Here is a 26,879-nt window from a genome sequence, read left to right as displayed (position 1 = left end):
TCTGAAAGAACGCGGCGTTTTTTATGGGGGCTGCTGCGCAGCCCAGCGCGGGGCGAGCCCGCTCACCACAGCAGGCCCGCCCGGCACATCCAGCTCGTTCCTCACTAAACTTGCGACCTGCCAGGCCGACAAACTGGCACTATCAAGCCTTTGACTCGCAGAGATAACGGACATGTCCCTACGCACCCTGCTCACCGCCCTCCTCCTGACCGCCAGCTTCACGGCGGCGGCCGACACCGAAGTCGTCAACCTGAGCAACCGCACCAGCACCGACCTATTGCCTGTGGCGCAGAACTTCATCGGTAAAGACGGCACCGTCAGCGCCTATGGCAATCAACTGATCGTGAACGCCGACCCTGGCAAAATTCAGGACCTGCGCGCCCTGCTCGCTCAACTGGACACGCCAGCCAAACGCCTGCTGATCACCGTCGACACCAACGAAAACAACCAGCAAAACAGCGCCGACAGCCAGACCCGCATCATCAGCTACGGCACCACCAGCCGGGATGGCGGCATCCAGCAGATCCAGGCCAGCGAAGGCGTCCCCGCACTGATCCAGGTGGGCCAGAGCGTTCCGCTGACCACCACCCAGCCCGACAGCTACGGTCGCCCGCAAAACCAGACCCAGTACCGCAATGTCACCCAGGGTTTCTACGTCACCGCCAGCGTCACAGGTGAGACCGTGCACCTGGCGATCAGCACCAATCACGACCGCATGAGCCAGGAGCGTCCCGATGTAGTGAATGTGCAAAGCACCGACACAACCATCAGCGGTCGCCTGGGCGAATGGATTACCGTGGCCGGCATCAATCGCGAGACACAAGCCGACAAATCCACTACAACCCGTAATTACGCTACCCAGGGCCGCGACGACCTGACTTTGCGGGTTAAAGTCGACACTCTGAACTGAAGCATCAAAACCTGACTGGCGAGTCGCCTAAGACTAAAGATGTAGTGCTTGAAAAAAACCACTACAAAACATTTGACGATCCAAAAAAGCATGGGCATGATGGCCTCGCTCCCGCTAATCAGAGGCCCTGGCAAGGGCCTTCGGATCGTCGCTCCAAGTTATCCACCTGAGCCGATTCGTGTCTGTACCGCCCACAAGGTGTGTTTGACGAGGTTGCGACTGGAACGAAGTTGTCCCGAGGGACGGAAGCTAACCAGGTAACCCGGCTACACACTGATGGATCGTACAAAGGCCCACGACGCCCGAAGACCGTTCGCAGTTCGCCCTTACCTGCTCAATTCCGCCCTTGAGCCTCTTCGTTCATCCCGTCGCCTTCTCCGCCGAACTTGACTTGAACACCTAAGCTTCTGATCAGCGAGCAGCCATTGCCACGCACTGAATACGTGGCTGGCAAACGGAATTTTCCACCCAGACCTATGCGACGAGGTTTTTCCCCATGGCACTGACACGCGAACAGCAAATTGCAGCCCTTGAAAAAGATTGGGCTGAAAACCCACGCTGGAAAGGCGTGACCCGCGCTTATTCCGCTGCTGACGTCGTCCGCCTGCGTGGCTCGGTTCAACCTGAGCACACCTTTGCAAAACTCGGCGCCGAGAAGCTGTGGAACCTGGTCACCCAGGGCGCCAAGCCTTCCTTCCGTCCCGACAAAGATTTCGTCAACTGCATGGGCGCCCTGACCGGTGGCCAGGCAGTACAACAGGTAAAAGCCGGTATCCAGGCGATCTACCTGTCCGGCTGGCAAGTGGCTGCGGACAACAACTCCGCTGAATCCATGTACCCCGACCAATCGCTGTACCCGGTGGACTCCGTACCAACCGTGGTCAAGCGCATCAACAACTCGTTCCGTCGCGCCGACCAGATCCAGTGGAAAGCCGGTAAAGGCCCGGGCGATGAAGGCTACATCGATTACTTCGCTCCAATCGTGGCTGACGCCGAAGCCGGTTTCGGCGGCGTACTGAACGCCTACGAGCTGATGAAGAGCATGATCGAAGCAGGCGCCGCCGGCGTTCACTTCGAAGACCAACTGGCCTCGGTGAAGAAATGCGGCCACATGGGCGGCAAGGTACTGGTACCGACCCAAGAAGCCGTACAGAAACTGACCGCTGCCCGTCTGGCGGCTGACGTTGCCGGCACACCGACCATCATCCTGGCCCGTACCGACGCCAACGCTGCCGACCTGCTGACTTCGGACTGCGACCCTTACGACCAACCGTTCGTCACTGGCGAGCGTACTCAGGAAGGCTTCTACAAAGTACGCGCCGGTCTCGACCAGGCCATCGCTCGCGGCCTGGCCTATGCCCCGTACGCCGACCTGATCTGGTGCGAAACCGCCAAGCCGGACCTGGCAGAAGCCCGTCGCTTCGCTGAAGCGATCAAAAAGGAATACCCGGACCAACTGCTGTCCTACAACTGCTCGCCTTCCTTCAACTGGAAGAAAAACCTGGACGACGCGACCATCGCCAAGTTCCAGCGCGAACTGTCCGCCATGGGCTACAAGCACCAGTTCATTACCCTGGCCGGCATTCACAACATGTGGCACAGCATGTTCAACCTGGCGCACGACTACGCCCGCAACGACATGACCGCCTACGTGCGACTGCAGGAGCAGGAATTCGCTGACGCCGCCAAAGGTTACACCTTCGTGGCTCACCAGCAGGAAGTCGGCACCGGCTACTTCGACGACATGACCACCGTGATCCAGGGCGGCACCTCGTCCGTGACCGCGCTGACCGGTTCGACCGAAGAAGAGCAGTTCCACTGATTGAAGTGAGAACACGGCCACTGCGGTCCCGCTGAAGAGCTAACCGCCGTACCGCGCGACAATTACGCCCCGACTCGTTCGGGGCGTTTTTTTGCCCGGAAAAATGCGCTCTGGAGACCACCAGGACCAAAAATATGGGAGGGGGCAAATGTGATGAGCCTGAAGTTTTTTGTACAAAATATTGATCCAGAGCGGCATTCAGCGCGATCAAATCGGTTAAAAGATCCATTCCGGCAACTAAGCGGTAATCAAGCAAGTAACGGCAACTTCCCCCGCCCCACCACAACCACCCACTTAAAACCCACCCAAACAACATTCATTATCATTTGGCACATGAAAACGCTGTTACAGGTTAAACAAAACACATTTGATCAAATGCCCGCTAATGCCCGAATTACAAGGGCTGCAGCCCCAGGAAGGTACACTATGCCGTTATTCCATCGAATAATTTCACCATCGGAATTTTACTTGCCCGGTGTTTAGCCATAAAATCAACGCGATTGATTGCGCTGCGACATATCGTCACTGCATTATTACTTTCTCGAGCTCAGAGACCTTTGCTCTCTGCTAAGGATTACCAGCATGACCGAAGCGACAGGACTCATGGCCCACAACTGGGGCTTTGCCATTTTCCTCCTCGGTGTTGTCGGCCTCTGTGCCTTCATGCTCGGCGTCTCCAGCCTCCTAGGCTCAAAAGCCTGGGGCCGCAGCAAGAACGAACCGTTCGAGTCCGGCATGCTGCCTACAGGTGGTGCCCGCCTGCGACTCTCCGCCAAATTCTATCTGGTCGCGATGCTCTTCGTGATCTTCGATATCGAAGCCCTCTTTCTCTTTGCCTGGTCTGTGTCCGTCCGCGAAAGCGGCTGGACCGGATTCGTCGAAGCCCTCGTTTTCATAGCAATTCTGTTGGCAGGCCTTGTCTACCTATTTCGAGTGGGCGCCCTTGATTGGGCTCCGGAAGCTCGTCGCAAGCGGCAAGCGAAGCTGAAACAATGAGGCTTTGGCGATGCAATACAATCTCACCAGGATCGACCCGGATGCTCCTAACGAGCAGTACCCCATCGGCGAACGGGAAACCGTTTCCGATCCGTTAGAAGACCAAGTCCACAAAAACATCTACATGGGCAAGCTGGAAGACGTGCTGAGTGGCGCGGTCAACTGGGGACGTAAAAACTCCCTGTGGCCGTACAACTTCGGTCTGTCCTGCTGCTACGTGGAAATGACCACCGCCTTCACGGCGCCCCACGACATCGCGCGCTTTGGCGCCGAGGTGATCCGGGCATCACCGCGCCAGGCGGATTTCATGGTTATCGCCGGAACCTGCTTCATCAAGATGGCGCCGATCATTCAGCGTCTCTACGAGCAAATGCTCGAGCCGAAGTGGGTTATCTCCATGGGTTCGTGCGCCAACTCCGGTGGCATGTACGACATCTACTCCGTGGTTCAGGGGGTGGACAAGTTCCTGCCCGTGGACGTCTACGTGCCTGGCTGCCCGCCCCGCCCCGAAGCATTTCTGCAAGGCTTGATGCTGTTGCAGGAATCGATTGGCAAGGAGCGTCGCCCACTTTCCTGGGTTGTCGGAGATCAAGGCGTCTACCGCGCCGAGATGCCGTCACAAAAGGAACAGCGCCGCGAACAGCGTATTCAGGTCACCAACCTGCGCAGCCCCGACGAAGTCTGATCCAGCACCGTTTCTTTCATAGAACGAAAACCTGGTTTCATTCTTTACGTTGACCGAAAGCGATAAAAAACCATGACTACAGGCAGTGCTCTGTACATCCCGCCTTACAAGGCAGACGACCAGGATGTGGTCGTCGAACTCAATAACCGTTTTGGCCCTGACGCCTTCACCGCCCAGGCCACACGCACCGGTATGCCGGTGCTGTGGGTGGCGCGCGCCAAGCTCGTCGAAGTCCTGACCTTCCTGCGTAACCTGCCCAAGCCCTACGTCATGCTTTATGACCTGCATGGCGTGGACGAGCGCCTGCGCACCAAGCGCCAGGGGCTGCCGAGCGGTGCCGACTTCACCGTGTTCTATCACCTGCTGTCGATCGAACGTAACAGCGACGTGATGATCAAGGTCGCTCTTTCCGAAAGCGACCTGAGCGTGCCGACCGTGACCGGTATCTGGCCCAACGCCAGCTGGTACGAACGCGAAGTCTGGGACATGTTCGGTATCGACTTCCCCGGCCACCCGCACTTGACGCGCATCATGATGCCGCCAACCTGGGAAGGTCACCCGCTGCGCAAGGACTTCCCGGCCCGCGCCACCGAATTCGACCCTTTCAGCCTCAACCTGGCCAAGCAGCAGCTGGAAGAAGAAGCTGCGCGCTTCCGTCCGGAAGACTGGGGCATGAAACGCTCCGGCACCAACGAGGACTACATGTTCCTCAACCTGGGCCCGAACCACCCTTCGGCCCACGGTGCGTTCCGTATCATCCTGCAACTGGACGGCGAAGAAATCGTCGACTGCGTGCCGGACATCGGTTACCACCACCGTGGTGCCGAGAAGATGGCCGAGCGTCAGTCCTGGCACAGCTTCATCCCGTACACCGACCGTATCGACTACCTCGGCGGCGTGATGAACAACCTGCCGTATGTGCTCTCGGTCGAGAAACTGGCCGGCATCAAGGTGCCGGACCGCGTCGACACCATCCGCATCATGATGGCCGAGTTCTTCCGGATCACCAGCCACCTGCTGTTCCTGGGTACCTATATCCAGGACGTCGGCGCCATGACCCCGGTGTTCTTCACCTTCACCGACCGTCAGCGCGCCTACAAGGTCATCGAAGCCATTACCGGTTTCCGCCTGCACCCGGCCTGGTACCGCATTGGCGGTGTGGCGCACGACCTGCCCAACGGCTGGGATCGACTGGTCAAGGAATTCATCGACTGGATGCCCAAGCGTCTGGACGAGTATCAGAAAGCCGCGCTCGACAACAGCATCCTCAGGGGCCGGACCATCGGCGTTGCCCAGTACAACACCAAGGAAGCCCTGGAATGGGGCGTCACTGGTGCGGGCCTGCGTTCCACCGGTTGCGACTTCGACCTGCGCAAGGCGCGTCCGTACTCCGGCTATGAGAACTTCGAGTTCGAAGTGCCGCTGGCGGCCAATGGCGATGCCTACGACCGTTGCATCGTGCGCGTCGAAGAAATGCGCCAGAGCCTGAAGATCATCGAGCAGTGCATGCGCAATATGCCGGCCGGCCCGTACAAGGCGGATCACCCGCTGACCACGCCACCGCCGAAAGAGCGCACGCTGCAGCACATCGAAACCCTGATCACGCACTTCCTGCAAGTCTCGTGGGGCCCGGTGATGCCGGCCAACGAGTCCTTCCAGATGATCGAAGCGACCAAGGGTATCAACAGTTATTACCTGACGAGCGATGGCGGCACCATGAGCTACCGCACCCGGATCCGTACCCCAAGCTTCGCCCACTTGCAGCAGATCCCTTCGGTGATCAAAGGCGAGATGGTCGCGGACTTGATTGCGTACCTGGGTAGTATCGATTTCGTTATGGCCGACGTGGACCGCTAAGCATGAATAGCACGCTTATCCAGACAGACCGTTTCACCCTGAGTGAAACCGAGCGCTCGGCCATCGAGCACGAGCTGCATCACTACGAAGACCCGCGCGCGGCGTCGATCGAAGCCTTGAAGATCGTCCAGAAGGAACGTGGCTGGGTGCCGGACGGCGCCCTCTACGCCATCGGCGAGATCCTCGGCATCCCTGCCAGCGACGTTGAAGGCGTGGCCACGTTCTACAGCCAGATCTTCCGCCAGCCTGTGGGTCGCCACATCATTCGCGTGTGCGACAGCATGGTCTGCTACATCGGTGGCCACGAATCGGTGGTCAGCGAAATCCAGGCCAAGCTAGGCATCGGCCTCGGCCAGACCACCCCGGACGGCCGCTTCACGCTGCTGCCGGTGTGCTGCCTGGGCAACTGCGACAAGGCGCCGGCGCTGATGATCGACGACGACACATTCGGTGACGTGCAGCCTGCTGGCGTGACCCAATTGCTCGAGGGCTACCCATGACCCTGACTTCCTTCGGCCCGGCCAACCGCATCAAGCGGTCGCCCGAGACTCACCCGCTGACCTGGCGCCTGCGTGACGATGCCGAGCCGGTATGGCTCGACGAGTACCAGGCCAAGAACGGCTACGCCGCTGCGCGTAAAGCCTTCGCCGACATGGCCCAGGACGACATCGTCCAGACCGTCAAAGACGCCGGCCTCAAAGGCCGCGGCGGCGCAGGCTTCCCCACTGGTGTGAAGTGGGGCCTGATGCCCAAAGACGAATCCATCAACATCCGCTACCTGTTGTGCAACGCGGATGAAATGGAGCCCAACACCTGGAAAGACCGCATGCTGATGGAGCAACTGCCCCATCTGCTGATCGAAGGCATGCTGATCAGCGCCCGTGCGCTGAAAACCTACCGTGGCTACATCTTCCTGCGTGGCGAATACACCACCGCCGCCAAGCACCTCAACCGTGCCGTGCAAGAAGCCAAGGCAGCGGGCCTGCTGGGCAAGAACATCCTCGGCTCGGGCTTCGACTTCGAGCTGTTCGTGCACACCGGCGCCGGGCGTTATATCTGCGGTGAAGAAACCGCACTGATCAACTCCCTCGAAGGCCGCCGCGCCAACCCGCGCTCCAAGCCACCCTTCCCTGCCGCCGTCGGCGTGTGGGGCAAGCCGACCTGCGTGAACAACGTCGAAACCCTGTGCAACGTGCCGGCGATCATTGCCGACGGCGTGGACTGGTACAAATCGTTGGCCCGCGAAGGCAGTGAAGACATGGGCACCAAGCTCATGGGCTTCTCCGGCAAGGTCAAGAACCCTGGCTTGTGGGAACTGCCGTTCGGCGTAACCGCGCGCGAGTTGTTCGAGGACTACGCCGGCGGCATGCGCGACGGCTACACCCTCAAGGCCTGGCAGCCAGGCGGCGCCGGTACCGGCTTCCTGCTCCCCGAGCACCTCGACGCACAGATGTATGCCGGCGGCATCGGCAAGGTGGGCACCCGGATGGGTACCGGCCTGGCGATGGCGGTGGACAACACCGTGAACATGGTCTCGCTGCTGCGCAACATGGAGCAGTTCTTTGCCCGTGAATCCTGCGGCTTCTGCACCCCATGCCGCGATGGTCTGCCGTGGAGCGTCAAGCTGCTGATGGCCCTGGAAAAAGGCGAAGGCCGCGAGGGTGACATCGAGACCCTGCTGGGTCTGGTCGGTTTCCTCGGCCCAGGCAAGACTTTCTGTGCTCACGCACCGGGCGCCGTGGAGCCATTGGGCAGCGCAATCAAATATTTCCGCTCGGAGTTCGAAGCCGGCATCGCGCCTACCCGCGCCGCCGTCCCGCCTCTGGCGAAGCCGATCGTAGTCGGCGCGTAACGCTTAAACAGGCGAAAGGTCCGTGCCCTTCGCCTCGTCATGTGCTGACGCCGTCAAGGCTGTGTTGATGCACATGAATAACAAGATTCCATTAGCCACGCCCGCTGACAACGGGCCAACGAAGATCTTTGAACCATGGCCACTATCCACGTAGACGGCAAAGCGCTCGAAGTCGATGGGGCGGACAACCTGTTACAGGCGTGTCTGTCACTAGGCCTCGACATCCCGTATTTCTGCTGGCACCCCGCGCTTGGTAGCGTCGGTGCCTGTCGCCAGTGTGCGGTCAAGCAGTACACCGACGAGAACGACACCCGTGGTCGCATCGTCATGTCCTGCATGACCCCAGCCACCGACAACACCTGGATCTCCATCGACGATGAAGAATCCAAGGCGTTCCGCGCCAGTGTCGTCGAATGGCTGATGACCAACCACCCCCACGACTGCCCAGTCTGTGAGGAAGGCGGTCACTGCCACCTGCAAGACATGACGGTGATGACCGGCCACAACGAGCGCCGCTATCGCTTCACCAAGCGCACCCACCAGAACCAGGAACTCGGCCCGTTCATTGCTCACGAAATGAACCGCTGCATCGCCTGCTACCGCTGCGTGCGTTTCTATAAAGACTACGCCGGCGGCACCGACCTCGGCGTATTCGGCGCCCACGACAACGTGTACTTCGGTCGCGTTGAAGACGGCGTACTGGAAAGCGAATTCTCCGGCAACCTCACCGAGGTCTGCCCGACCGGCGTGTTCACCGACAAGACCCACTCCGAGCGCTACAACCGTAAGTGGGACATGCAGTTCGCACCAAGCATCTGCCATGGCTGCTCCAGCGGTTGCAACATCTCCCCCGGCGAACGCTACGGCGAATTGCGTCGCATCGAAAACCGCTTCAACGGTTCGGTCAACCAGTACTTCCTGTGCGACCGTGGCCGTTTCGGCTATGGCTACGTCAACCGCAAAGACCGCCCACGCCAGCCACTGCTGGCCGGCGGTGCGAAGCTGAACACCGACGAAGCCCTGGATAAAGCCGCCGACCTGCTGCGCGGTCGCAACATCGTCGGTATCGGTTCGCCACGCGCCAGCCTCGAAAGCAACTACGCGTTGCGCGAACTGGTCGGCGCCGAACACTTCTACAGCGGTATCGAAGCCGGTGAGCTGGAGCGCATCCGCCTGGTCCTGCAGGTGCTGAACGACAGCCCGCTGCCGGTACCGAACATGCGCGACATCGAAGACCACGATGCGATCTTCGTGCTCGGTGAAGACCTGACCCAGACCGCCGCGCGTATCGCCCTGTCGCTGCGTCAGTCGGTCAAAGGCAAGGCCGAAGCCATGGCCGAATCCATGCGCGTACAGCCTTGGCTCAACGCCGCAGTGAAAAACATCGGCCAGCACGCGCTGAACCCGCTGTTTATCGCCAGCCTGGCCGAAACCAAGCTCGACGACATCGCCGAAGAATGCGTACACGCCGCGCCGGATGACCTGGCCCGCCTCGGTTTTGCCGTGGCCCACGCCCTCGACGCCAGCGCGCCTGCCGTCGAAGGCCTGGACGCTGAAGCCGTGGCGCTCGCCCAGCGCATCGCCGACGCCCTGCTGGCGGCCAAGCGTCCGCTGATCATTGCCGGTACCTCGCTGGGTTCCAAGGCACTGATCGAAGCCGCTGCCAACATCGCCAAGGCCTTGAAGCTGCGCGACAAGAACGGTTCCATCAGCCTGGTCGTACCGGAAGCCAACAGCCTTGGCCTGGCCATGCTCGGTGGCGAATCCCTGGACGCAGCCCTGCAAACCGTGATCGACGGCAAAGCCGACGCCATCGTGGTGCTGGAAAACGACCTGTACACCCGCACCGATGCCGCCAAGGTTGACGCGGCACTGAACGCCGCCAAAGTGCTGATCGTCGCCGACCACCAGAAGACCGCTACCAGCGAGCGTGCCGACCTGGTGCTGCCGGCCGCCACCTTCGCCGAAGGCGACGGTACCCTGGTCAGCCAGGAAGGCCGCGCCCAGCGCTTCTTCCAGGTGTTCGATCCGAAGTACATGGACGCCAGCATCCAGGTTCACGAAGGCTGGCGCTGGCTGCATGCCCTGCGCTCGACCCTGCTGAACCAGCCGATCGACTGGACCCTGCTCGACCACGTCACCGCCGCTGTCGCCGCGAGCGCACCGCAACTGGCGCGCATTGTCGACGCCGCGCCGTCCGCCGCGTTCCGCATCAAGGGCTTGAAACTGGCCCGTGAGCCGCTGCGCTACTCCGGTCGTACCGCCATGCGCGCGAATATCAGCGTGCACGAGCCGCGTACCCCGCAGGACGAGGACACCGCGTTCGCCTTCTCCATGGAAGGTTACTCGGGTTCGGTCGAGCCCCGTCAGCAGGTGCCGTTCGCCTGGTCGCCGGGCTGGAACTCGCCGCAGGCCTGGAACAAATTCCAGGACGAAGTCGGTGGTCACATCCGCGCTGGCGACCCGGGCACCCGCCTGATCGAACCCCAGGGCGATGCGCTGAACTGGTTCGCCGCCGTACCGCGTCCGTTCAACCCGGCCCAGGGCACCTGGCAGGTTGTGCCGTTCTTCCACCTGTTCGGCAGCGAAGAGACCTCTTCCAAGGCCGCGCCGGTGCAAGAGCGCATTCCAGAAGCCTACGTGTCCTTGGCCAAGTCCGAAGCCGATCGCCTGGGTGTCAACGACGGTGCCCTGCTCAGCCTGAACGTGGCTGGCCAGACCCTGCGTCTGCCACTGCGTATCAACGAAGAGCTGGGCGCCGGCCTGGTCGCACTGCCCAAGGGTATCGCCGGTATCCCGCCGGCCATCTTTGGCAAAACCGTTGATGGTCTGCAGGAGGCAGCGCAATGACTTGGTTCACCCCTGAAGTGATCGACGTGATCATCTCGGTCGTCAAGGCCATCGTGATCCTGTTGGCCGTGGTCGTGGCGGGCGCGCTGCTCAGCTTCGTCGAACGTCGCCTGCTGGGCTGGTGGCAGGACCGCTATGGTCCGAACCGCGTCGGCCCATTCGGTATGTTCCAGATCGCTGCCGACATGCTGAAAATGTTCTTCAAGGAAGACTGGACCCCGCCGTTCGCCGACAAGGTGATCTTCACCCTGGCGCCGGTCGTGGCCATGAGCGCCTTGCTGATCGCCTTCGCGATCATCCCGGTCACCCCGACCTGGGGCGTCGCGGACCTGAACATCGGCTTGCTGTTCTTCTTCGCCATGGCCGGTCTGTCGGTCTACGCGGTGCTGTTCGCCGGCTGGTCGAGCAACAACAAGTTCGCCCTCCTGGGCAGCTTGCGGGCTTCGGCCCAGACCGTGTCCTACGAAGTGTTCATGGGCCTGGCGCTGATGGGCATCGTGATCCAGGTCGGCTCGTTCAACATGCGCGATATCGTCGAATACCAGGCGCAGAACCTGTGGTTCATCATTCCGCAGTTCTTCGGCTTCTGTACCTTCTTCATCGCTGGCGTGGCCGTGACTCACCGTCATCCGTTCGACCAGCCGGAAGCGGAACAGGAACTGGCCGACGGTTACCACATTGAATATGCCGGCATGAAATGGGGCATGTTCTTCGTCGGTGAGTACATCGGCATCATCTTGATCTCGGCCCTGCTGGTCACGCTGTTCTTCGGCGGCTGGCACGGTCCGTTCGGCATCCTGCCGCAGCTGGCGATCTTCTGGTTCTTACTGAAGACCGCGTTCTTCATCATGTTGTTTATCCTGCTGCGCGCGTCCATTCCGCGTCCACGGTATGACCAGGTGATGGATTTCAGCTGGCGTTTCTGCCTGCCGCTGACCCTGATCAATTTGCTGGTGACTGCTGCCGTTGTGTTGTTGAACACGCCAGCGGGCGCGGTTCAGTGAGGATTTGACCCATGTTCAAATATATTGGCGACATCGTTAAGGGTACCGGTACCCAGTTGCGAAGCCTGGTGATGGTGTTCGGTCACGGCTTCCGCAAACGCGACACCCTGCAATACCCGGAAGAAGCGGTGTACCTGCCGCCGCGCTATCGCGGTCGTATCGTGCTGACCCGCGACCCCGATGGCGAAGAGCGTTGCGTAGCCTGCAACCTGTGCGCCGTGGCGTGCCCGGTAGGTTGTATCTCCCTGCAGAAAGCTGAAACCGAAGACGGTCGCTGGTACCCGGACTTCTTCCGCATCAACTTCTCGCGCTGCATTTTCTGCGGCCTCTGCGAGGAAGCTTGCCCGACCACCGCGATCCAGCTGACACCGGATTTCGAGATGGCCGAGTTCAAACGTCAGGACCTGGTGTACGAGAAAGAAGATCTGCTGATCTCTGGTCCCGGTAAAAACCCTGATTACAACTTCTATCGTGTTGCAGGTATGGCCGTTGCCGGTAAGCCGAAAGGCGCCGCACAAAACGAAGCCGAGCCGATCAACGTGAAGAGCTTGCTGCCTTAAGGAAGAAAGATGGAATTCGCTTTCTATTTCGCATCGGGTATCGCCGTAGTGTCGACGCTTCGCGTGGTCACCAACACCAACCCCGTGCACGCCCTGCTCTACCTGATCATTTCGCTGATCTCCGTGGCCATGACCTTTTTCAGCCTCGGCGCACCGTTCGCCGGTGTGCTGGAAGTGATCGCCTACGCTGGCGCCATCATGGTGCTGTTCGTGTTTGTGGTGATGATGCTCAACCTCGGGCCGGCCTCGGTCGCCCAGGAACGCGTCTGGCTCAAGCCCGGCATCTGGCTCGGCCCGGTCGTCCTGGCAGCGCTGCTGCTGGCTGAACTGCTGTATGTCCTGTTCGCTCACCAGAGCGGCCAGGCCATCGGCCACACCACCGTCGACGCGAAGGCCGTGGGCATCAGCCTGTTCGGCCCGTACCTGTTGGTGGTCGAACTGGCTTCGATGCTGCTGCTCGCCGCAGCCATCACCGCCTTCCACTTGGGCCGTAACGAAGCCAAGGAGCAATGACGATGCCTGCTATCCCCTTGGAGCATGGTCTGGCGGTCGCCGGCATCCTGTTCTGCCTTGGCCTGGTCGGCCTGATGGTTCGCCGTAATATTTTGTTCGTGTTGATGAGCCTGGAAATCATGATGAACGCCGCGGCACTGGCGTTCATCGTGGCGGGTGCACGTTGGGGCCAGCCGGATGGACAAGTGATGTTCATCCTGGTGATCAGCCTGGCAGCCGCCGAGGCCAGTATCGGCCTGGCGATCCTGCTGCAGCTGTACCGTCGCTTCCACACGCTTGATATCGACGCTGCCAGTGAGATGCGCGGATGAACATGATCTTTCTGACTTTCGTATTTCCCCTGATCGGTTTCCTGCTGCTGTCGTTCTCTCGCGGACGCTGGTCGGAAAACCTCTCGGCCCTGGTCGGTGTGGGTTCCATTGGCCTGTCGGCGATCGTCGCCGCCTACGTCATCTGGCAATTCAACGTCGCGCCACCGGAAGGCGGCCACTACACCCTGGTGTTGTGGCAGTGGATGTCGGTGGAGGGCTTCAAGCCTAACTTCGCCCTCTACATCGACGGCCTGTCGATCACCATGCTTGGCGTGGTGGTGGGCGTGGGCTTCCTGATCCACCTGTTCGCGTCCTGGTACATGCGCGGTGAAGCCGGTTACTCGCGCTTCTTCGCGTACACCAACCTGTTTATCGCCAGCATGCTGTTCCTGGTGCTGGGCGATAACCTGTTGTTCCTGTACTTCGGCTGGGAAGGCGTGGGCCTGTGCTCGTACCTGTTGATCGGTTTCTACTACAGCAACCGCAACAACGGTAACGCAGCACTCAAGGCCTTTATCGTCACCCGGATCGGCGACGTGTTCATGGCCATCGGCCTGTTCATCCTGTTCCAACAGGTAGGCACGCTGAACATCCAGGAACTGCTGGTGCTGGCACCGCAGAAATTCCAGGTCGGCGACTTCTGGATCACCCTGGCGACTCTGATGCTGCTGGGTGGCGCCGTGGGTAAATCCGCGCAACTGCCGCTGCAAACCTGGCTGGCGGATGCGATGGCCGGCCCGACGCCTGTTTCGGCACTGATCCACGCCGCAACCATGGTGACCGCCGGTGTCTACCTGATCGCCCGTACCCACGGCCTGTTCACCCTGGCGCCGGACATCCTGCACCTGGTGGGCGTGGTCGGCGGCGTGACCCTGGTACTGGCCGGCTTCGCCGCGCTGGTGCAGACCGACATCAAGCGTATCCTCGCCTACTCGACCATGAGCCAGATCGGCTACATGTTCCTGGCCCTGGGCGTCGGTGCCTGGGACGCGGCGATCTTCCACCTGATGACCCACGCCTTCTTCAAGGCCCTGTTGTTCCTCGCGTCCGGTGCGGTGATCGTTGCCTGCCACCACGAGCAGAACATCTTCAAGATGGGCGGCCTGTGGAAGAAACTGCCACTGGCCTACGCCAGCTTCATCGTCGGTGGTGCCGCACTCGCTGCCCTGCCGCTGGTGACCGCCGGTTTCTACTCGAAAGACGAAATCCTCTGGGAAGCCTTTGCCAGCGGTAACCACGGTCTGCTGTATGCAGGTCTGGTCGGTGCCTTCATGACCTCGCTGTACACCTTCCGCCTGATCTTCATCACCTTCCACGGTGAAGCCAAGACTGAAGCGCACGCAGGCCACGGCATCTCCCACTGGCTGCCACTGTCGGTGCTGATCATCCTGTCGACCTTCATCGGCGCCTTGATCACCCCGCCACTGGCCGGCGTACTGCCTGAAAGCGTCGGCCATGCCGGCGGCGACGCCCAGCACAGCCTGGAAATCGCCTCGGGCGCCATTGCCATCGCCGGTATCCTGCTGGCGGCCCTGCTGTTCCTCGGCAAGCGTCGCTTCGTGACTGCCGTCGCCAACAGTGGCATCGGCCGCTTCCTTTCGGCCTGGTGGTTCGCCGCCTGGGGCTTCGACTGGATCTACGACAAACTGTTCGTCAAGCCTTACCTTGCCATCAGCCATGTACTGCGCAAAGACCCGCTCGACCAGACCATCGGTTTGATCCCGCGCGCCGCCAAGGGTGGTCACACCGCCCTGAGCCGCAGCGAGACTGGCCAATTGCGTTGGTATGCAGCTTCCATGGCGGCTGGTGCCGTTCTGGTGATCGGCGCCATCGTTGTGGTAGCGGTCTGACTATGCACATTGCGAACTTTGCGAACTTGCGAAAGGAAACGAGCCCGTCATGATTCTGCCCTGGCTAATCCTGATCCCCTTTATCGGCGGCCTGCTCTGCTGGATGGGTGAACGCTTCGGCGCCACCCTCCCCCGCTGGATTGCGTTGCTGACCATGTCCCTGGAACTCGCGCTCGGCCTCTGGCTGTGGGCCCATGGTGACTATTCATTTGCTCCGGCGCCTGGCGCCGACCCGACCTGGGCGCTTGAGTTCAAGCACGTCTGGATCCAGCGCTTCGGCATCAACGTACACCTGGCCCTCGACGGCCTGTCGTTGCTGATGATCCTGCTGACCGGCCTGCTGGGTGTCCTCTCGGTACTCTGCTCCTGGAAAGAGATTCAGCGTCACGTGGGCTTCTTCCACCTGAACCTGATGTGGATCCTGGGCGGCGTAGTCGGCGTGTTCCTCGCCCTCGACCTGTTCATGTTCTTCTTCTTCTGGGAAATGATGCTGGTGCCGATGTACTTCCTCATCGCGCTCTGGGGTCACAGTTCTTCGGACGGCAAGAAAACCCGGATCTACGCGGCGACCAAGTTCTTCATCTTCACCCAGGCTTCCGGCCTGATCATGTTGGTGGCGATCCTGGGTCTGGTACTGGTCAACTTCAACAGCACTGGCGTGATTACGTTCAACTACGCCGACCTGCTGAAAACCAAGATGTCCCTGACCACCGAGTACATCCTGATGCTGGGCTTCTTCATCGCCTTCGCGGTCAAGCTGCCGGTGGTGCCGTTCCACTCCTGGCTGCCGGATGCTCACGCCCAGGCGCCGACCGCCGGTTCCGTGGACCTGGCCGGTATCCTGCTGAAGACGGCGGCGTATGGCCTGCTGCGTTTCGCCCTGCCGCTGTTCCCGAATGCCTCGGCCGAGTTCGCGCCGATCGCCATGACCCTGGGTCTGATCGGGATCTTCTACGGTGCGTTCCTGGCCTTCGCCCAAACCGACATCAAGCGTCTGGTCGCGTTCTCGTCCGTTTCCCACATGGGTTTCGTACTGATCGGCATCTACTCCGGCAGCCAGGTGGCGTTGCAAGGCGCGGTGATCCAGATGCTGGCCCACGGTGTCTCGGCCGCTGCGCTGTTTATCCTCAGTGGCCAGTTGTACGAGCGCCTGCACACCCGTGACATGCGTGAGATGGGTGGCGTGTGGTCGCGCATCGCCTACCTGCCGGCGATCAGCCTGTTCTTTGCCGCCGCGTCCCTGGGCTTGCCGGGCACCGGTAACTTCATCGGCGAGTTCCTGATCCTGATGGGCACGTTCGTGCAGACACCGTGGATCAGTGCAATTGCCACGTCCGGCCTGGTATTCGGTTCGGTCTACTCGCTGATCATGATCCACCGTGCATATTTCGGTCCGGCCAAGTCGGACACCGTCTTGCGCGGTATGGATGCTCGCGAACTGATCATGGTGCTCGGTATGGCGGTCCTGCTGATCTACATCGGCGTGTACCCACAACCGTTCCTGGACACTTCTGCCGCAACGATGCATGGCGTGCAGCAGTGGTTCGGCACCGCCTTCTCTCAACTCGCTTCGGCCCGGTAAGAGCGCTATGGAATTCACGATCCAACACTTTATCGCGCTTGCGCCGCTGCTGATCACCAGCCTCACCATTGTGGTGGTGATGCTGGCGATCGCCTGCCGCCGCAATCATGCGCAAACCTTCCTGCTGTCCTGTGCGGGTTTGAACCTGGCCTTGTTGTCGATCATCCCGGCACTCAAGGTCGCTCCGCTGGCGGTGACCCCGCTGATGATGATCGATGACTTCGCGCTGCTGTATATCGCGTTGATCCTCGTTGCCACGCTGGCCTGCGTCACCCTCGCCCACGCCTACCTCGGCGAAGGCGGCACCGGTTATCCGGGCAACCGCGAAGAGCTGTACCTGCTGATTCTTCTGGCTGCGGCCGGTGGCATCGTGCTGGTCAGCGCGCAGCACCTGGCCGGCTTGTTCATCGGCCTGGAACTGTTGTCGATCCCGACCTACGGCCTGGTGGCCTATGCCTTCTTCAACAAGCGCTCCCTGGAAGCCGGCATCAAGTACATGGTGCTGTCGGCCGCCGGTTCCGCGTTCCTGTTGTTCGGTATGGCCCTGCTCTACGCCGAAGCCGGCAGCCTGAGCTTCACCGGTATCGGTCACGCCCTGGCGAGCACCAGCATGCCTGCGCCGATCGCCCAACTGGGCCTGGCGATGATGCTGATCGGCCTGGCCTTCAAACTGTCGCTGGTGCCCTTCCACTTGTGGACCCCGGACGTGTACGAAGGTGCTCCGGCGCCGGTGGCCGCGTTCCTGGCCACGGCGACGAAAGTTGCGGTGTTTGCGGTGGTGGTGCGTTTGTTCCAGATCTCCCCGGCGGCCAACACCGGCGTGCTGAGCAACGTGCTGAGCGTGATCGCCATTGCGTCGATCCTGTTCGGTAACCTGCTGGCGCTGACCCAGAACAACCTCAAGCGTCTACTGGGTTACTCGTCCATCGCCCACTTCGGCTACCTGCTGATCGCCCTGGTGGCGAGCAAAGGCCTGGCCCTGGAAGCGATCGGCGTGTACCTGGTCACCTACGTGATCACCAGCCTCGGCGCCTTCGGTGTCATCACCTTGATGTCCTCGCCGTACAAAGGCCGTGACGCCGACGCCCTGTACGAGTATCGCGGCCTGTTCTGGCGCCGTCCGTACCTGACCGCCGTGTTGACCCTGATGATGCTGTCCCTGGCCGGTATCCCGCTCACTGCTGGGTTTATCGGCAAGTTCTACATCATCGCGACCGGCGTTGAAGCACATCAATGGTGGCTGGTTGCCTCGCTGATCCTGGGTAGCGCCATCGGCGTGTTCTACTACCTGCGCGTGATGGTCACCCTGTACCTGATCGAGCCAAACCTGCGTCGCGTGGATGCCGAGCTGCACTGGGAACAGAAAGCTGGCGGCGTGATGCTGCTGGCCATCGCAGTGCTCGCCTTCTTCCTCGGCGTGTACCCACAACCGTTGCTCACCCTGGTGCAGCACGCGGTGCTGGGCGTTTGATCGCTTAGCGGGATGCGGTAAACAGAACGGCGCCTTCGGGCGCCGTTTTTGCGTTCTGGGGGAACAATCGCGCAAATCAAACAGTGGTCACCGTGGCGAGCGGATCGATGGCTTTGATGCACTGGCCCTGCCCATGGCAATTGCGGGTGCGTGGCGACCTGCCTAAGTCACTTAGGCCTTGCAGATTGTCATTTTGAATGAACCTTTTTGAACGCTCCCCTATCCATCTATAACAAGACAGGGAGGCAACATGAGTACCGCAAAGATCTACACCATCCACTACCATTTGCACGGCCAACCAAAGTCCTTTGTGGTGCGTGCCGAAGTGATGAACAACGCAGAGGCCTGGCACTGGGCGGCCGTTGATGCCGACATTGCCCACGTGAGTCGCATAGGCCGGGTGGGTCACGAACAAGTGAAGAAGACCACACGCCCATGGGCCGAGAAGTACGGCATTACCGACGTCAAATGGACACCCCCCAGATAAACAAAAGCCCCACTCGATAGCGGGGCTCGGTTTACTTTTTCAAGCCGCCCAACGGATCTAGGGCGGCTTTTTTTCGCCGGGCGTGCGATCAGGGTCGGGGCTGTTTGTATTCGGCCATGATGGTTCACCTCGCGGGGGTGGGCGGCCTGCACAGGTTTGGAGAAAGGCGCCCTTACCATCATTCAACTTGATTGCCCAAAGCATGCGAAGATGCCAGTCCTTTATGGAGATATAACCCGGATGTTCGAACTCAAACCCTGCGACCCCGTCACCTACCGTCAACAAACCCGCCGCAGCACGCTGATCGTGGCCGTGTTGTTCATTGCCTTGGCGATGCTGCTGTCGAGCCTGGCGGTGATGCTGTTCGGCGAGGCCGGCGGCGATAACTTTCGCTTCAACGTCGCAGGCGTCTTCGCCGGGGTGCTAATCACCGTCGCGCTGGTGCGTGGCCCGTTCTGGACCCAGCCATGGCTGGCGCCCGCGGTGTATGGCTGGCAGCTCAAGCGCAACCTGATGCGCGTGACCAATGTGATGCACACCGTCACCGAACGGGTGCAAGCCAACGACCCGACGGCGATCAAAGTGCTGCGTTTCTATCACCTGGGGCTGACGCAGATGCATGCGCTGGACGCCAATTCCAGTGCCCAGGCGCAATTGGTCGGGGAAATCGAAGCCCATCAGGCGAAGATGCACGCGCTGGGAATCGACACCGAGCAAACCCGCCTCGACCCCGTCTGGCTGGAACAACTGAAGAGCGCTTAAGCCAACACGCCGACGCGCTGTTCATCCGGCCAGAACAACGCCGCCTGGCCAACGGCTCGACCCGCTTCATCCAACAAGGTCCACACCACGCCGGCGTGGATCATGAACGGCTGGCCATGGGCATCCACCCGCCAGCCGCTGTAGCCCTCGGCGATACCGTTGGCAGTGACCTGCTCCAGCAGCACCTGGCGTGCGGCGCGGTCGAGCTCCGAGGCGCTGAAACGCGAGGGCATGCCGATGAAGGTCTCGCGCGGGTATTTGAAGCACTTCAGCGCGCATTCATTGACGTAGGTAAAACGCGGGTCCGCCGCGCCATCATGGGCCAGCAGGCTGTAGGGCGCGTGACTGTGCAGCCAGGCCAGGCGTTGTTGCGAGTCCAGGTGCGCCGGGGCCGGCAGCCCCTGGCCGGTCCAGTGTCGGTAGGCATCATCCAGCGTTTGTACGAAAGACTCTTGAAAGCACACAGACAACCTCATCTCATCAGTGGGAAATTTTTGCTCGCCAGCAGAATATCGCGCTCACCGCAATCGCCGTACCCGCCAGGCCGAACACCAGCGGCGCCGAGGCAATCGGCAGCAACAGGCCTGCCAGCAAAGGCCCCATGCCCGCGCCGATGTCGCGCCATACGGCATTCGAGGCCAGCGCCGATACCCGCATGGTGCCGGGATTGCGCTCGGCCACCAGGGTGGTCACCAACGGCAATTGCAACGCGCGCAGGACCAGCACCGCCGCCGCGCCGACGATCACCCAGTAGCTGCCAAACGCAGTCAACGCCAACGCACTGAGGAACGAAAACAGCAACAACATCGAGGTGGCACCAAACCGTTGGGCTGCGTGGCCGCCCAACGGGCTCAGGAGCATTTCCGAAACATAACGCAGCGCCATCAAGCCCCCGGCGATCAACACCGCATCGCCGCCCAGCAGTTTCTGCGCCTGGATCGACAGACCAAAAATAAACAGCCCATCCAGCGCTACGCCTTCGATAAACGACCACATCGCCACGCTGTCGGGCCACTTGAAGCGGCGCCCCAGTGTGCTGTGCAGATCATGCGCGGCGGCGGGCAGCCCGCGCGCCATCAGGAGTCCCACAAGGCAGCAGCCGGCGAGAATCAGAAAGATCGGACGCGGACCTGCCCATAACGTCAGCCATCCGCCCAGTGGCAATGCCAGCATCGGCCCCAGGGCTATCAACGCACGTGAACGCCCTGCGCGGCGCGCGGCGCCTGTCGGTTCCGAGGTGGCCAGCACTTGGGTCGACAGGTTCAACGCGGCATAACACAGGCCCCACACCAGCCGTAACCCCAGCAGCGCCGCGAAGCCCGACAACATCGAGTTGCCCAGGGCACACAACATCGCGGCACCGGCGGCGATCATGCAGGTCAGGCGGTCGCCGTTGCGCGCATAAAAATTCAGAACATGGCGGTAGCCGAAAATCCGCACCAGGCGGTTGGCCGCCAGCAGTATCCCGGCCTGGGCCAGCGTGATCCCAAAGGCCTGGGACTCCATGGGCAGCAGCAGGTAGAGCAACACATCACTGGGCAGGCATAAAGCAAGGGTCAGCGCAGCGCGGCGGGAAGTGACATCAGCAGTGCGGTGGGCCAGGCTGGACATAAATCTGAAACATCCCGAAATATTCAGGTCGCCACGGTAGCCTTCCCAACCGATTCTTTACAACGCCCAATCACGCCTTTTTCCCATAGGGCAATAAACGCAGACCGCTGGCCACGGCGCCTACCAGTGCGAACACACAACCCAGCCACAGCGCATAGTGCGGGCCGCTTCCCGAGGACAGATGGAAACACAGGGCCACCAATGAAGCGCCCAGCGTCTGCCCCAGCAACCGCGAAATCGCCACAATACCGCTGGCCCCGCCGCTGCGGGCCAACGGTGCACTGGTCATCAAGGCCTTGAGGTTGGGGGATTGGAAAAAGCCAAAACCGGCGCCGCACAGTGCCATGCGCCAGCCGATATCGAACGCCGACGCGCCAGTGCTCAGGTTCGCCAAGGCGGCCATGCCCACGCCCAGCATCAACAGGCCGATCCCGCACAACACGCCGAGGGACACACGGTCCGCCAACCGCCCCGCCACCAGCGCCATCACCGCCACGACGGCAGGCCATGGCGTCATCAGAAAACCGGTTTCCACCTGGCTATGGCCCAGCACCGCCTGCAACAGAAACGGCAGCGACACAAAGGCCAGGCCCTGGGCACTGAATGCGCAGATCGCGGTGAGGGAAGACAACGCAAACACCGGCCGCTTGAACAGGTCCAGGGCCAGCATCGGCGCAGGGTGGCCGACCTGGCGGCGCAACAACAAGGCGCCGCACACCAGCGCCAGCGCAATCAAACCCAGGGTCAGCGCGCCCTGAGCGCCATGCACCGCGGTGCCCAGCCCCAACACCAGCAAGGCAAACAACCCGGCGCACAACACGGCAGCCAAGCGGTCGAAGGCATGCCCGGCGATTGGCAGGGTCGGCAATGAACGCATGCCCAACGCCAGGGCCAGCAACCCCAGCGGCACGTTGATCAGGTACAGCCAATGCCAGGTCGCCACTGATAGAATCGCCGACGCCGCCGTCGGCCCCAGCGTAAAGGCCAAGCCCACCACCAGCGAGTTATACCCCAGGCCCCGCCCCAGCATTTTTGACGGGTAGATATGCCGCAGCAACGCGGTATTGACGCTCATGATCGCCGCCGCCCCCAGCCCCTGCACCACCCGCGCGACTGTCAGGGTGACCAGCGAACCGGCCAGCCCGCAGAACAACGACGACAGGATAAACAGCAGCAACCCGCCGAGGTACACCCGTCGATGCCCAAGCACATCACTGAGGGAGGCAAACGGCAGCACCGTGGCGATGATTGCCAGTTGGTAGGCGTTGACCACCCAGATCACCGAGGCGGAATCGGTACCGATCCCTTCCGCCAGCGTGGGCAACGCGGTGTTGACGATGGCCGTGTCTAGGGTCGCCATGCCGATTCCTAGGGAAATCGCAATGACGGCCGGCAGGCGTTTATTGAGGGGCAACCCATCGGCAACAGAAGACATGAACGGTCCGTGCAGGTAACAGAGGCGTCTAGATTACGGGCAGCCGGGGATTTTTTCAGTGCGCGATTGCTTGTCTGTCAGAATTTTCATGCGCGAGCCCCAAGAAAACACCCATGCCAAAAGATACTTCACCCTACGGAACAGCTGAACCTTCCTTAACGAATTCATTGACACTCAACCTGCGCAATAACCACTTTAGTGCTCTGCAATATCATTAGGCGGAAACACAAAGCCATAACCTCTAACGAATTCGTCTGCCACCTCTTTTATCGCACTGCTCCTTATGTCCTTTTCCCCAAATGAATTATCGGTGCATTTAGCACTCATGATAGCCTTGTTATCCTTGAACACGTCCAGAAAAGATTTAGCACCTGGTCTCTCCTGTGGAACACCAAAAACATAACTATATTCACCTCGCCTAAACCCCAGATAAACAGTATAGGTGGCGAGATCCACCCACCGACTTAACGTCCTATCACTGAAAAAAACAGAGTTTATCTCCACATTCGTACTCAAACCAAACCTATAACTAACCATCGCCCTATCAGCACTAGCACAAAAAGATACCGTCCTGCTCTTTGCTTCCTCCAACTGACAAGAAGCGATGATCAACTCATCAGGTGCACACAGACTGAATCCAGCACTGTACGAATCTAAACTCACGCCCAGAGAAGTCAAAAAAACCACCATCCTACCGTTGATTACGCTCAAGTCAGAACCCTCTCCGCAAGTTCATATGCAGCCTTTCTCTCTTCAAGCCCAACGTCCCCTCCATTCACTCTTCTTGTCACACCGCCAACATCCGAAAAACCATTTCCACACTCTGCATCATAGATCCTATAATTCAGCCAGAACCACAAAGCGCTTCGTATGGCCCTTCATTAATAAGATCCGGATCCTCCACTGTATTGGGTACGGCGCCCTGCCAATACTTAGAATACGCCTACATGAATCCATTATATTTTTCATACCCCGTTATCTGTATTAAACCTCTGCCACGAAAATTATATCCATCATCAGGAAATGACTCCCGATTACCATTTAATCGCTGAAAATGCTTGCGACCAACATTTCGCTGATTAGCCCTGCGAACAATCCGCCCCTGCTTATCTTTCAAGTATCCGTCCTCTTCTGCTTCGATCGGATACGCGCGATAGTAAGCACTAAATGATCTCAGGACTTCCCGTGAATACTCCCAACTCTCAGAGACGCCTCTCATAGAGGAACCCACCTCCCCTTTAATCTGAGCGAAAAAGTGGCGCTGCCGCAGTCTAGTATCTAACTTAAACTCGCTTAAGCGACCGTTTATCTCACCAAGCACTACATCAATATCACTATCATCAGCAGTAGGAAATATCATTTTCAACTGCGCGAAGGTGATTTCTAGAGGACTGACGACTAAGAAACGTGCTCCCAACCCCACCGGATGCAAGTGATACACCCGCCCATGCACCGGCAACCCCACTTTCAGTGCCACTTCATTCCACCAACTGATCTGCTTGATCCGCTCCTTTTCCGCCAGCCAGTTCCGCAGTGGGGTCGAAGCACTATGGTCAAGCACTTCATCCAGCGCGTCCCACTTATGGGGGGTGTGGCGCCATTCGCTTTCGTAGTGGACGATCAGTTGCGCCAGCGATTGAGCGTGCGCGGGTAGGCCAATGGCTGACTGCAACTCGGCAGCGGTCATGTTCCCATCTCGGTCACGGTCGATGATGTCGTACAGACGGCTCTTTAGCGGCCCTTTATCCGACTTGTCGGCCAAGTCCCCATGGCGTTCGAGTTCTCCCTCGCTGAACTGGCCAACCGCTCGAAAAAAGGACGCCAGGGATTGTCCAGGGGCGTCGTCGTTGAAAATGACGTCGTAGCCTTCCCACGACCACGGGTTGACCCTCGGAGTGATGCCCACTTCTTCGCGCAGCCAGCCATTGAGTAACGTGCCATTCGCGTCGTGGAGTAATCCATCAAGGCGGTACCAGTGGCAGGTTTTTCGGTCTGCCGTTGCCGCGATAGTGATTTTATTCTCGGCTGGGAGGCCATTGAGCAAGCTATCAGGCACCAGTAGATCGGCATCACTGAGTGTGTTGGCTTCGTTCAGGCTGGGTGGGTAGGTGGCGCTGAAATGCGCCTGATGCATTACGAGGGTAGTGCCCTTGGCAAGTTTCAGCCAAGTCTTGCCTGTGATGGGCAGTCGTTGTGCCCAGGCACGGCTCGTCTCTATGAATGATTCCACGCAGTCAGCACTGAACGCTTCCAGATGCAACTTTGTTTCCGGGTGTTCCGCATCGCCGTTTTGGTAAGTCCCCATATGACCGATCAAGTCGCCCGCTTTGATCGCGATGGGCTGATCGAGAACCACAATGCGGTCCGCTATGGGTTCGCGCACACCGTCCAAGGAGTCGAAGTGAACATACTGATTGACGCGCTCCAGCTTACGGAATGCGCCTTCGCCGCTGGCGGTAACTTCCGTGCCATGGGGCAGCTCCATCAGGATGGTGCTGCTGATGTTGGCTTCGGCGCGCACGCGCAGTGAGGGATTCGCCTTGATCCGATACTCATCACCGGCGATGTGGGCCAGATAGTCAATGTGAAGGTAACCGAGCAGCGAACCATCGGCGCTTTTCAAGCGATCAGGCCCATGGGTGTTTTCCAGTTTTCGGAGTTCACCTTTGCCGCTGACCGTCACTGGCGTCCCCGGTGACAGCAATCCCAGCGCTTTGCCGTGCTGCGCCTGGTTGTAAACCTTCAGACCCTGTTCCCTGGGATGGCCTGGGAGTGTATCCCCCGCCGTAGCTTTAACATGGCCGCTTAGTCCCTCGGGCCAGAAGGCCGGACGGGGAATGGAAGGGTCATGCCTGTAAACCGCCCAATCCCGCAGGTGCATGTACAGGCTATAAAAAGTCAGGCTTGGCGGTTCGTCCGGGCTTCCTTCGATTTCGGGTGCGACAAGTCGATGGCGTACCAGCACGAAATTGCGTGAAAAGGGCTTTGGCACGCACAGCTGTTCAACGACGTAGGTCGTGGTCGGCGAGTGCTCGTCGATGCGGTAGGCCATTGCGTCCCAAGGGGTAATACCCCGCCACCGCATTGGCCATCTGGGTCAATTGCAGCAACGGGTTGATCTTATCCTTGAAGGGATGGCACCAGTTCTTCAGTGGCGCGAGTGTGTCGTCACTTATTTGTGCAGGCGGTTGAGGCGGCGCGCAAGGAGGGTCTGAAACATACATCGGCTCACTTCGGTTTGGGCTGGAAAGGTCAAATCTCTGATTCTCCATGGCGCGCTTCACTCAAGGTCGGCAAAAGGGCAACCCAGAGAACCGCATAAGTTCCTGGGTCTGCGAAGTCCCAGAGAGTAAAGAGTTGCTATCCGCGCCGAATGTCAGAAGGTTCGCCTTTTAAAGACAGGCACTTCCCTATGTGCCACCACTGCCCAGGCCGTCAGTGGGCTTGGACTGCCAGGGCACTCAAGTCCAAACGCCCATCCTTGACCGGCGGGCACCAGTAATAGCCACCGGTCAATGGCGTGCTGATGCGATACAGGCCATCGACGATCCCGTCTTCCAGGCCGCTCATGCGGCGCAGCTGTGCTTCGAACGCGTCGAAGGAATGCCCGAACGCAAGGAACATCAACCCCGCCTGGCCGTTCTCGGCCCAGGGCATGGAGCGGCGTACCACGAAGGCTTCCGGGGTGAAGCTTTCCTGGGCGGTGCGCTTGATGTGGGCGGATTCGGGGGCGTCTTCGAGTTCTTCGTTGTCGCCATGGCGGCGGCCGATGATGTGGTCGCGCTCCTCGGCGGGCAAGGCGGCGAAGCCGTCGAGGTCGTGCTGCCATTGCTGGATCGCGGCGAAGCTGGCACCGCTGTCGGTGAGGGCGGCCTCAACGGCGGCGTCATCGTGGGGGTTTTCGGTGCCGTCTTCGTAGTCGGTGAGGTCGAAGCCGGTCTTGTAGCGGAAGCCTTCGATCGACTGCACCAGGCGGAACGCCGGGGCCAGGGCCTTTTCGAACGCACGGCTGCGCAGCAACAGTTCGCCGCGATCCTCGCCATGCAGCCACACCCACAGCGCCTGCTGGGTGGATGGGTTATGCGCGCCCGGCCCGTTCACGTCAGGGAAAGCGCGCAAGCCTTCAATCCTGGTACCCAGCGCTTTCACCAGCGGCTCGCCAAACCCGACCACTGCCGCCGAATCGGCCAACTGCAGCAACGCGTCCAGCGCAACGGGCACGGCGGCCAGGGTATCCACGGCAAAAAACAAATGGCGTGCCTGCAAAGGCACCGGTGCGGCAAGAATGCCTGGCTGGTACTGGCTCATGTGAACTCCTTCA

At 60.2% G+C, this 26,879-nt stretch carries 23 protein-coding genes; 17 read left to right on the top strand and 6 right to left on the bottom strand.

The window, feature by feature from the left end; all coding sequences use genetic code 11:
• Positions 1-172 precede the first annotated feature (172 nt).
• The 17 genes from BLR63_RS05035 (at position 173) to BLR63_RS04955 (ending at position 19,512) form a co-directional block, all read left to right on the top strand.
• Entirely contained in the window at positions 173-910 is a 738-nt protein-coding gene (locus BLR63_RS05035) for a secretin N-terminal domain-containing protein (RefSeq protein WP_010566871.1), read from the top strand.
• Between the two features lie 496 nt (positions 911-1,406).
• Entirely contained in the window at positions 1,407-2,732 is a 1,326-nt protein-coding gene (gene aceA, locus BLR63_RS05030) for an isocitrate lyase (protein ID WP_010566872.1), read from the top strand.
• A 582-nt stretch (positions 2,733-3,314) separates the two neighbouring features.
• The gene (locus BLR63_RS05025; protein ID WP_003219575.1) at positions 3,315-3,728 is read left to right on the top strand and encodes an NADH-quinone oxidoreductase subunit A; all 414 of its coding nucleotides are present in this window, start codon (positions 3,315-3,317) and stop codon (positions 3,726-3,728) included.
• A gap of 10 nt (positions 3,729-3,738) precedes the next feature.
• The gene (locus BLR63_RS05020) at positions 3,739-4,413 is read left to right on the top strand and encodes a NuoB/complex I 20 kDa subunit family protein (RefSeq protein WP_003219572.1); all 675 of its coding nucleotides are present in this window, start codon (positions 3,739-3,741) and stop codon (positions 4,411-4,413) included.
• A gap of 72 nt (positions 4,414-4,485) precedes the next feature.
• The gene (gene nuoC / locus BLR63_RS05015) at positions 4,486-6,270 is read left to right on the top strand and encodes an NADH-quinone oxidoreductase subunit C/D (protein ID WP_010566873.1); all 1,785 of its coding nucleotides are present in this window, start codon (positions 4,486-4,488) and stop codon (positions 6,268-6,270) included.
• Between the two features lie 2 nt (positions 6,271-6,272).
• Positions 6,273-6,770 (top strand): NADH-quinone oxidoreductase subunit NuoE, encoded by a 498-nt coding sequence (nuoE, locus tag BLR63_RS05010; RefSeq protein ID WP_010566874.1) that lies wholly within the window; start codon positions 6,273-6,275, stop codon positions 6,768-6,770.
• Complete coding sequence (nuoF, locus tag BLR63_RS05005; protein WP_010566875.1) at positions 6,767-8,122, top strand: NADH-quinone oxidoreductase subunit NuoF; 1,356 nt, start codon at positions 6,767-6,769, stop codon at positions 8,120-8,122. Before nuoE ends, nuoF begins: the two co-directional genes overlap by 4 nt.
• A gap of 135 nt (positions 8,123-8,257) precedes the next feature.
• On the top strand, positions 8,258-10,972 hold the full coding sequence (gene nuoG / locus BLR63_RS05000; RefSeq protein ID WP_010566876.1) for an NADH-quinone oxidoreductase subunit NuoG: 2,715 nt from the start codon (positions 8,258-8,260) through the stop codon (positions 10,970-10,972).
• A complete protein-coding gene (gene nuoH / locus BLR63_RS04995; protein ID WP_010566877.1) occupies positions 10,969-11,976 on the top strand; it encodes an NADH-quinone oxidoreductase subunit NuoH in 1,008 nt (335 codons plus the stop codon). Before nuoG ends, nuoH begins: the two co-directional genes overlap by 4 nt.
• An 11-nt stretch (positions 11,977-11,987) precedes the next feature.
• Positions 11,988-12,536: an NADH-quinone oxidoreductase subunit NuoI gene (gene nuoI / locus BLR63_RS04990; protein WP_003174725.1), complete on the top strand. Its 549-nt coding sequence runs from the start codon at positions 11,988-11,990 to the stop codon at positions 12,534-12,536.
• A 9-nt stretch (positions 12,537-12,545) separates the two neighbouring features.
• The gene (gene nuoJ / locus BLR63_RS04985; RefSeq protein WP_010566878.1) at positions 12,546-13,049 is read left to right on the top strand and encodes an NADH-quinone oxidoreductase subunit J; all 504 of its coding nucleotides are present in this window, start codon (positions 12,546-12,548) and stop codon (positions 13,047-13,049) included.
• 2 nt (positions 13,050-13,051) lie between these two features.
• The gene (gene nuoK / locus BLR63_RS04980) at positions 13,052-13,360 is read left to right on the top strand and encodes an NADH-quinone oxidoreductase subunit NuoK (protein WP_003174727.1); all 309 of its coding nucleotides are present in this window, start codon (positions 13,052-13,054) and stop codon (positions 13,358-13,360) included.
• A complete protein-coding gene (nuoL, locus tag BLR63_RS04975) occupies positions 13,357-15,210 on the top strand; it encodes an NADH-quinone oxidoreductase subunit L (protein ID WP_010566879.1) in 1,854 nt (617 codons plus the stop codon). Before nuoK ends, nuoL begins: the two co-directional genes overlap by 4 nt.
• A 49-nt stretch (positions 15,211-15,259) precedes the next feature.
• Positions 15,260-16,792 (top strand): NADH-quinone oxidoreductase subunit M, encoded by a 1,533-nt coding sequence (gene nuoM / locus BLR63_RS04970; RefSeq protein ID WP_010566880.1) that lies wholly within the window; start codon positions 15,260-15,262, stop codon positions 16,790-16,792.
• Positions 16,793-16,799: 7 nt separating this feature from the next.
• Complete coding sequence (gene nuoN / locus BLR63_RS04965; protein WP_010566881.1) at positions 16,800-18,263, top strand: NADH-quinone oxidoreductase subunit NuoN; 1,464 nt, start codon at positions 16,800-16,802, stop codon at positions 18,261-18,263.
• 250 nt (positions 18,264-18,513) lie between these two features.
• Complete coding sequence (locus tag BLR63_RS04960; protein ID WP_010566882.1) at positions 18,514-18,750, top strand: DUF6555 family protein; 237 nt, start codon at positions 18,514-18,516, stop codon at positions 18,748-18,750.
• A gap of 240 nt (positions 18,751-18,990) precedes the next feature.
• A complete protein-coding gene (locus BLR63_RS04955) occupies positions 18,991-19,512 on the top strand; it encodes a DUF3087 domain-containing protein (RefSeq protein WP_010566883.1) in 522 nt (173 codons plus the stop codon).
• Here the strand turns inward: BLR63_RS04955 and BLR63_RS04950 are convergent.
• The 6 genes from BLR63_RS04950 to BLR63_RS04930 all read right to left on the bottom strand — a co-directional run bounded on the left by BLR63_RS04950 (position 19,509) and on the right by BLR63_RS04930 (position 26,866).
• Positions 19,509-19,976 carry an MEKHLA domain-containing protein gene (locus BLR63_RS04950; RefSeq protein WP_010566884.1) on the bottom strand — a complete coding sequence of 156 codons (468 nt, stop codon included), beginning with the start codon at positions 19,974-19,976 and terminating at the stop codon, positions 19,509-19,511. The genes BLR63_RS04955 and BLR63_RS04950 overlap by 4 nt on opposite strands.
• A 16-nt stretch (positions 19,977-19,992) precedes the next feature.
• A complete protein-coding gene (locus BLR63_RS04945; RefSeq protein ID WP_010566885.1) occupies positions 19,993-21,123 on the bottom strand; it encodes an MFS transporter in 1,131 nt (376 codons plus the stop codon).
• A gap of 70 nt (positions 21,124-21,193) precedes the next feature.
• The gene (locus tag BLR63_RS04940) at positions 21,194-22,558 is read right to left on the bottom strand and encodes an MFS transporter (protein ID WP_042947400.1); all 1,365 of its coding nucleotides are present in this window, start codon (positions 22,556-22,558) and stop codon (positions 21,194-21,196) included.
• A gap of 195 nt (positions 22,559-22,753) precedes the next feature.
• Positions 22,754-23,269: a hypothetical protein gene (locus BLR63_RS31065; RefSeq protein WP_130926063.1), complete on the bottom strand. Its 516-nt coding sequence runs from the start codon at positions 23,267-23,269 to the stop codon at positions 22,754-22,756.
• Positions 23,270-23,501: 232 nt separating this feature from the next.
• Positions 23,502-25,610, bottom strand: coding sequence for a hypothetical protein (locus BLR63_RS04935; protein ID WP_130926062.1), 2,109 nt, complete (start codon positions 25,608-25,610; stop codon positions 23,502-23,504).
• A gap of 383 nt (positions 25,611-25,993) precedes the next feature.
• Positions 25,994-26,866 carry a Dyp-type peroxidase gene (locus BLR63_RS04930; protein ID WP_010566888.1) on the bottom strand — a complete coding sequence of 291 codons (873 nt, stop codon included), beginning with the start codon at positions 26,864-26,866 and terminating at the stop codon, positions 25,994-25,996.
• Between the last annotated feature and the right edge of the window lie 13 nt (positions 26,867-26,879).

It is taken from the genome of Pseudomonas extremaustralis (assembly GCF_900102035.1).
GTDB lineage: Bacteria > Pseudomonadota > Gammaproteobacteria > Pseudomonadales > Pseudomonadaceae > Aquipseudomonas > Aquipseudomonas extremaustralis.
The sequence above is the reverse complement of the archived record's forward strand: the minus strand, read 5'-3'. Positions and strand labels throughout refer to the sequence as shown.

Bases quoted from the DNA above. Each gene is read 5' to 3' on its own strand.
- nuoL (WP_010566879.1), top strand. From the start codon at position 13,357: ATGAACATGATCTTTCTGACTTTCGTATTTCCCCTGATCGGTTTCCTG.
- BLR63_RS05025 (WP_003219575.1), top strand. From the start codon at position 3,315: ATGACCGAAGCGACAGGACTCATGGCCCACAACTGGGGCTTTGCCATT.
- aceA (WP_010566872.1), top strand. From the start codon at position 1,407: ATGGCACTGACACGCGAACAGCAAATTGCAGCCCTTGAAAAAGATTGG.
- nuoM (WP_010566880.1), top strand. From the start codon at position 15,260: ATGATTCTGCCCTGGCTAATCCTGATCCCCTTTATCGGCGGCCTGCTC.
- BLR63_RS04935 (WP_130926062.1), bottom strand. From the start codon at position 25,610: ATGGCCTACCGCATCGACGAGCACTCGCCGACCACGACCTACGTCGTT.
- BLR63_RS04955 (WP_010566883.1), top strand. From the start codon at position 18,991: ATGTTCGAACTCAAACCCTGCGACCCCGTCACCTACCGTCAACAAACC.
- nuoE (WP_010566874.1), top strand. From the start codon at position 6,273: ATGAATAGCACGCTTATCCAGACAGACCGTTTCACCCTGAGTGAAACC.
- nuoG (WP_010566876.1), top strand. From the start codon at position 8,258: ATGGCCACTATCCACGTAGACGGCAAAGCGCTCGAAGTCGATGGGGCG.
- BLR63_RS04930 (WP_010566888.1), bottom strand. From the start codon at position 26,866: ATGAGCCAGTACCAGCCAGGCATTCTTGCCGCACCGGTGCCTTTGCAG.
- nuoN (WP_010566881.1), top strand. From the start codon at position 16,800: ATGGAATTCACGATCCAACACTTTATCGCGCTTGCGCCGCTGCTGATC.
- BLR63_RS04940 (WP_042947400.1), bottom strand. From the start codon at position 22,558: ATGTCTTCTGTTGCCGATGGGTTGCCCCTCAATAAACGCCTGCCGGCC.
- nuoH (WP_010566877.1), top strand. From the start codon at position 10,969: ATGACTTGGTTCACCCCTGAAGTGATCGACGTGATCATCTCGGTCGTC.
- nuoJ (WP_010566878.1), top strand. From the start codon at position 12,546: ATGGAATTCGCTTTCTATTTCGCATCGGGTATCGCCGTAGTGTCGACG.
- nuoI (WP_003174725.1), top strand. From the start codon at position 11,988: ATGTTCAAATATATTGGCGACATCGTTAAGGGTACCGGTACCCAGTTG.
- nuoK (WP_003174727.1), top strand. From the start codon at position 13,052: ATGCCTGCTATCCCCTTGGAGCATGGTCTGGCGGTCGCCGGCATCCTG.
- nuoC (WP_010566873.1), top strand. From the start codon at position 4,486: ATGACTACAGGCAGTGCTCTGTACATCCCGCCTTACAAGGCAGACGAC.
- nuoF (WP_010566875.1), top strand. From the start codon at position 6,767: ATGACCCTGACTTCCTTCGGCCCGGCCAACCGCATCAAGCGGTCGCCC.
- BLR63_RS05020 (WP_003219572.1), top strand. From the start codon at position 3,739: ATGCAATACAATCTCACCAGGATCGACCCGGATGCTCCTAACGAGCAG.
- BLR63_RS05035 (WP_010566871.1), top strand. From the start codon at position 173: ATGTCCCTACGCACCCTGCTCACCGCCCTCCTCCTGACCGCCAGCTTC.
- BLR63_RS04960 (WP_010566882.1), top strand. From the start codon at position 18,514: ATGAGTACCGCAAAGATCTACACCATCCACTACCATTTGCACGGCCAA.
- BLR63_RS04945 (WP_010566885.1), bottom strand. From the start codon at position 21,123: ATGTCCAGCCTGGCCCACCGCACTGCTGATGTCACTTCCCGCCGCGCT.